Origin of the sequence: Methylocaldum sp. (assembly GCF_039794385.1) — a bacterium.
In the GTDB taxonomy this organism is placed as follows: domain Bacteria; phylum Pseudomonadota; class Gammaproteobacteria; order Methylococcales; family Methylococcaceae; genus Methylocaldum.
Map to the genome: position 1 here is coordinate 1 of NZ_JBDIVO010000333.1, position 4,941 is coordinate 4,941.

General features: G+C 58.9%; 5 protein-coding genes. All 5 read left to right on the forward strand.

What is annotated here, in order from left to right:
- A partial coding sequence (locus ABJK70_RS20080) for a MotA/TolQ/ExbB proton channel family protein (protein ID WP_347258883.1) occupies nucleotides 1–917 on the forward strand: 917 nt, incomplete at its 5' end.
- 3 nt (nucleotides 918–920) lie between these two features.
- Nucleotides 921–1,325 carry a biopolymer transporter ExbD gene (locus tag ABJK70_RS20085; RefSeq protein WP_077730071.1) on the forward strand — a complete coding sequence of 135 codons (405 nt, stop codon included), beginning with the start codon at nucleotides 921–923 and terminating at the stop codon, nucleotides 1,323–1,325.
- Between the two features lie 21 nt (nucleotides 1,326–1,346).
- Entirely contained in the window at nucleotides 1,347–2,009 is a 663-nt protein-coding gene (locus tag ABJK70_RS20090; RefSeq protein WP_156881686.1) for an energy transducer TonB, read from the forward strand.
- Nucleotides 2,010–2,044: 35 nt separating this feature from the next.
- Nucleotides 2,045–3,760 carry a putative porin gene (locus ABJK70_RS20095; protein ID WP_347258884.1) on the forward strand — a complete coding sequence of 572 codons (1,716 nt, stop codon included), beginning with the start codon at nucleotides 2,045–2,047 and terminating at the stop codon, nucleotides 3,758–3,760.
- 223 nt (nucleotides 3,761–3,983) lie between these two features.
- Nucleotides 3,984–4,730, forward strand: a complete 747-nt coding sequence (locus ABJK70_RS20100; protein WP_077730074.1) for a hypothetical protein — start codon at nucleotides 3,984–3,986, stop codon at nucleotides 4,728–4,730.
- The last annotated feature ends 211 nt before the right edge of the window (nucleotides 4,731–4,941 follow it).

Consider the following 4,941-nt stretch of genomic DNA (forward strand, 5'->3'; position numbering starts at 1 on the left):
TGGGCGCCGGCGCCGCAGGCGATAGCCTCATCGGCTTTCTGGACGAAGTTCAGATTGCCAACACGGCGCGTACCGCCGACTGGATCAAGCTCTTGGCGCGCAGCCAAAGCGCCGATTTCAACGTTCTCGGTTTTGGCCAGGACGAATCCAAGCAAGGGGCGGGCGGTCCCAATTATTTCGTCATCATCCTGCAAAGTCTGACCGTCGACGGCTGGGTGGTGATCGCCCTGTGCGGCGTCATGTTCGTGATCAGCGCCCTGGTGATGGTCACCAAGGGGCTGGCTATCTCCAGGGCCAATAAGGACAACCGCGCCTTCCTCGACCAATACCGGAACATGGACGCTTCCGCCGATCCCGGAGCGCTGGATCAGGAAGAAACCGAGGAGGAGAAGGAACTCGGCGAATCGGATTTTCTTGCCGCGGTGGTGGGCAAGCACGATCACTTCCAGAGTTCTCCCGTCTACCACGTCTACCACGCGGGGGTTCAGGAGCTCAAAAAGCGCTTCGGCACTTTGGCCAACCAACCCTTGACCGACGAGGCGCTCAACGTTCTGCGGGCGCGGCTCGACGCGGCGGTGGTGCGCGAGGGGCAAAAGCTCAACCGCAATATGGTATTGCTCACTATCGCCATCTCCGGCGGCCCGTTCTTGGGCCTGTTGGGTACCGTGCTCGGGGTGATGATCACCTTCGCCGTGATCGCCGCCACAGGCGACGTCAACATCAACTCCATCGCGCCCGGTATCTCCGGCGCGCTGCTCGCCACCGTCGCGGGTCTCGCCGTCGCTATCCCGGCCCTGTTCGGCTACAACTACCTGCTCACCCAAATCAAGGACCTCACCGCGGAGATGCGGGTGTTCACCGACGAGTTCCTGGCCATGGTGTCGGAGCGCCTGGCCGAGCGTCACCGTGGGGGATAAGCCATGAAAGTCGAATCCGAAGAGAAGGTCTACGACGACATCAACATCACGCCCATGCTGGACGTGGCCTATGTGCTGCTGCTGATCTTCATCATCATGACCACCGCCACGGTACAAGGCATCACCGTCAACCTGCCCAAGGCCAGCGCCACGCCCGCTCTGTCCAAGCCGAAGACCAAGGCGATTTCGATTACCCAGGACGGCACCATTTACCTGGACACCTATCCGGTCAGCCTCCAGGAGCTCGAAACCCGTCTGTCGCAGTACAAGGCGGCCACGCCGGACCTTCCGGTGGTGCTCAAGGCCGATGCCGCCATCCAGTATGAAAAGGTCATCGACGTGCTGGACGTGGTCACGCGCCTGCAGATCAGCCAGCTCGGCCTGGTGACGCAGAAACTGGTGAAGTAAGCCTCGTCTCCGTCGCCCGCCATGAGCAAGAAAACTTGGCTTCGCTATCTGCCGCTCGGGATCGGCGGGGTTCTGATCGTCCTGATCGCGGTGGCGGTTTTTTTTCTGAAGGACCTTTTCGAAAAGCCGGTGCAGACCAAGAAACAGGTCCAGCAGATCACCGTGATCCAACCGCCCCCGCCACCTCCGCCGCCACCGCCCGAGGAAAAGCCGCCGGAGCCGGAGATCAAGGAGGAGAAGATCGAAGAACCGGAACCGGAGCCCGAGCCGGAACCCGAGCAGCAAGCGGATGAACCGCCTCCCGGCGAGGATCTGGGCGTCGACGCCGAGGGTGCCGCCGGGTCCGACGCTTTCGGGCTGGTCGGCAAGAAAGGCGGACGGGGGCTCATCGGGGGAGGCGGCGGCAACGCCATCATCTGGTACGGCCAGCAGTTGCAGCGCCAGATCGCGGACGAACTGCGGGAGAAGCTGAGCCAGAGCAAGGCGCGGGACAAGAAGATTTCGGTGATTGCGAATATCTGGATCGGCGCCGACGGAAGCGTTTCCCGTGCCGAACTGGCCTCTTCCAGCGGGGACGGCGATGTGGACGAAGCCTTGCGTTCGGCTTTGGGGACACTCCGCTCCAGGCTCAAAGCTCCTCCGGAGAACATGCCGCAGCCGGTGAAGATCCGCATCCGCTCCTAAAACAGACTCAGAAATAACACGACTTGGGGAATTCCATGAAAGCAGACCGCAAGCTGCTCGCCGCGCCTTTGGCCTTGATTTTGGCGTCCACCGCGGCGGCGGGAGAAAAAGAAGAACTGCTGAAGCTCAAGAACACCACGCTCAATTTGATCGACATCCTGGTGCAGCAGGGAATCATCGACAAATCGAAAGCGGAGGACATGATCAAGCAGGCGGAAACCAAGGCTGCGGCGGAAGCCAAGGCGGAAGCCGCGAAGGAAGAGCAGGTCGCTGCAAAACAGGGTAATCCGGACAAGGGCAAGCCGGGACCGGTACGGGTGACCTACGTCCCTGATTTCGTGAAGGACGAGATTCGCGCCGAGGTGAGCAAGGAACTGCGCGACGAAGTGGTAAAGGAAGTCAAGTCCCAGGCCAAGACGGAAAAATGGGGCGTGCCGGCGGCTCTGCCGGATTGGGTGAACCGGTTCAAGTTGTCGGGCGATTTTCGCGTGCGTTTCGAGGATCAGTTATTTGCGGACGACAATCAGGAAGGCAGTTATCTCAACTGGCCGGTAATCAATGAAGATGGCGGCATCACTGCTGCGGGAGAGGATGCCTTCCTGAATACCACGGTCGACCGGCAGCGTTACCGAATTCGCGTGCGCCTTGGACTGGAGGCGCAAATCGCCGATCACTTCAAAGCTGGCATTCGCCTGGCCACCAGCAACGATCGCAGCCCGATTTCCATCAACCAAACCTTGGGACAATACGGGAAACAGTATGAGGTGGCGCTGGATCGGGCCTTTCTTCAATACGACCACGTGGACGGAAAGGGAACGGACTGGTTTACCGTATGGGCCGGGCGTTTCGCCAATCCATGGCTTTCCACGGACAACCTGTTCGACCCGGACCTCAGTTTCGAAGGTTTCGCCGGCACGTTCCGCCTGCCTATCGGACCCAAGGCAGAGCTTGCCCAGGACTTCTTCAGGTCGGGGCCTCAGTACCGTCAAATCAATATGGGATTTTCGACGCCTAACACGGCCTTCCTAACCTTGGGCGCCTTTCCCTTGCAGGAAATCGAATTGGAATCTCAGGACAAGTGGCTGTGGGCGGCACAAAGCGGCCTGGATTGGCTTTTCGGTACCAACACTCGGGTGAAGGCGGGCGTTGCCTATTACGACTACAAGAATATCGTGGCGCAGCCCAATGCGCTCGGTAGCCGCAGGAATGATTGGACGGCGCCGGAATTCTTCACGAAAGGCAATAGTCTGGCTCGAATCAGTAACGATCCTACCGATACAAGCGTCAACACCCGACTCGTTGGTCTGGCTTCTGACTTCAATATCATCGATGCAATGTTCGCTCTGGATTACAGCGGATTCGGCGCTAATCACGTCATGTTTACGGCCAATTATTCCGAGAATATCGGATTCGACCAGAAGGAGATTCTTCGTCGTACCGGGTCGAACATCAAGCCGAAAACCACTGCCTTTCAGGTCCGCCTGGACGTAGGCAGGCCCGAAATCTTGAGGTTCGGCGACTGGAGCACTTTCTTCGCATACAAGTATCTCGAGCGAGATTCGGTGCTGGATGCGTTCACGGACTCCAATTTCCACTTGGCCGGGACCGATGCGAAAGGATGGATGGCCGGCATGGTATATGGCTTGGCGAAAAACACTTGGGCCAATATCCGCTGGCTCTCGGCCGACGAAATCGACGGTCCTCCGTTCGGGGTCGACGTGCTGCTGGTGGACTTGAACGCGCGGTTCTAATTCCATTCGGCATTCGATAGAACATTCATCGTAGGATGGGTAGAGCGAAGCGAAACCCATCGATGGCGGGTTAGCCCCTCGGCTCCGCGTAACCCACCGACCCTTCGACTTGGCTCAGGACAGGTCCGCGGGTGCTCGGTGGGTTACGGCCTCGCGGCCTAACCCACCCTACAAAACAATTCCTGATTGAAAGCGATTTGGAATAAAACATCGAGATCGAGTCATGAGCCCATTCGACATGCGTTCGCTTTTCTTGATTCGGCGGACGAAAAACGCCGTCCTTTTTCTGTTGCTGTGGTGCGCCGTGGTTGGCCCTTCGGCAGTACACGCCCAGGCGCCCAAGCAAGACAGTGCTGCGGCTCAAGCCTTGCGCAAGGCGCAGGGCATGCTGCGCCAGTTGAGCCAGGAGAAGACGGCTTTGGAAGGGGAAAAGAGCGCCTTGCTGGACCAGGTCGGAAAGCTTGAAGACAAGATCAAGCAACTCGAAGGATTGGAGAGTGTGGTCCAGCAGCAGAAGGCCAGTCTCGATAACTTGAGAGCCGGTAACGAATCGCTGCAGGGGCGCATCCATCAGGATTCCGAACGCATTCGCGGCCTCAACGAGCGTTTGCGCGCTGCGGTCGGCCAGTTGAAGAAATACCAGCAGGACAATGCGCTTCTGGTCGGCGCGGTGGCCGAGCGATCCCGATGGATTGAGGCGTGCACGGAGAAAAACCAAGGCTTGTACCAAGCAAACCGCGAATTGCTGGACAAGTATCAAGGCAAGGGATTTTGGGATGCGCTCACCGAAGGCGAACCCTTTACCCAAATCAGTTCGGTGAAGGCCGAAAACGAAGCTCAGGAGTTCCAATTCAAACTCGAAGACCTCCAGGTCACGCCTTGGCAGGAAGCCGGCGTGGCCGTTTCGGAAACAAGCCCGGCCGCAAGTGAGAATGCGCCGCCGCCCGATGAGGAGGAGGACGAAGAGTGAACGGAAACGGGCGCATACGACTCGGCCGGACGGCACGCCTGGGTTTGGCGGGCCTACCGGGATAGAGGCTCCATATAGTTCGAAAATCCCTTCCCGATCAAATGGGTGCCGACCTTCCGGCCCACCCAGGCGATGTACCAATGCCGTTAGAGCGTTTTCCATCCCGGTGTACGGATTCGTGCCAGGAGGGGAGAACGTAGGTCGGCAATCC

Bases quoted from the DNA above. Each gene is read 5' to 3' on its own strand.
- ABJK70_RS20085 (WP_077730071.1), top strand. From the start codon at position 921: ATGAAAGTCGAATCCGAAGAGAAGGTCTACGACGACATCAACATCACG.
- ABJK70_RS20090 (WP_156881686.1), top strand. From the start codon at position 1,347: ATGAGCAAGAAAACTTGGCTTCGCTATCTGCCGCTCGGGATCGGCGGG.
- ABJK70_RS20095 (WP_347258884.1), top strand. From the start codon at position 2,045: ATGAAAGCAGACCGCAAGCTGCTCGCCGCGCCTTTGGCCTTGATTTTG.
- ABJK70_RS20100 (WP_077730074.1), top strand. From the start codon at position 3,984: ATGAGCCCATTCGACATGCGTTCGCTTTTCTTGATTCGGCGGACGAAA.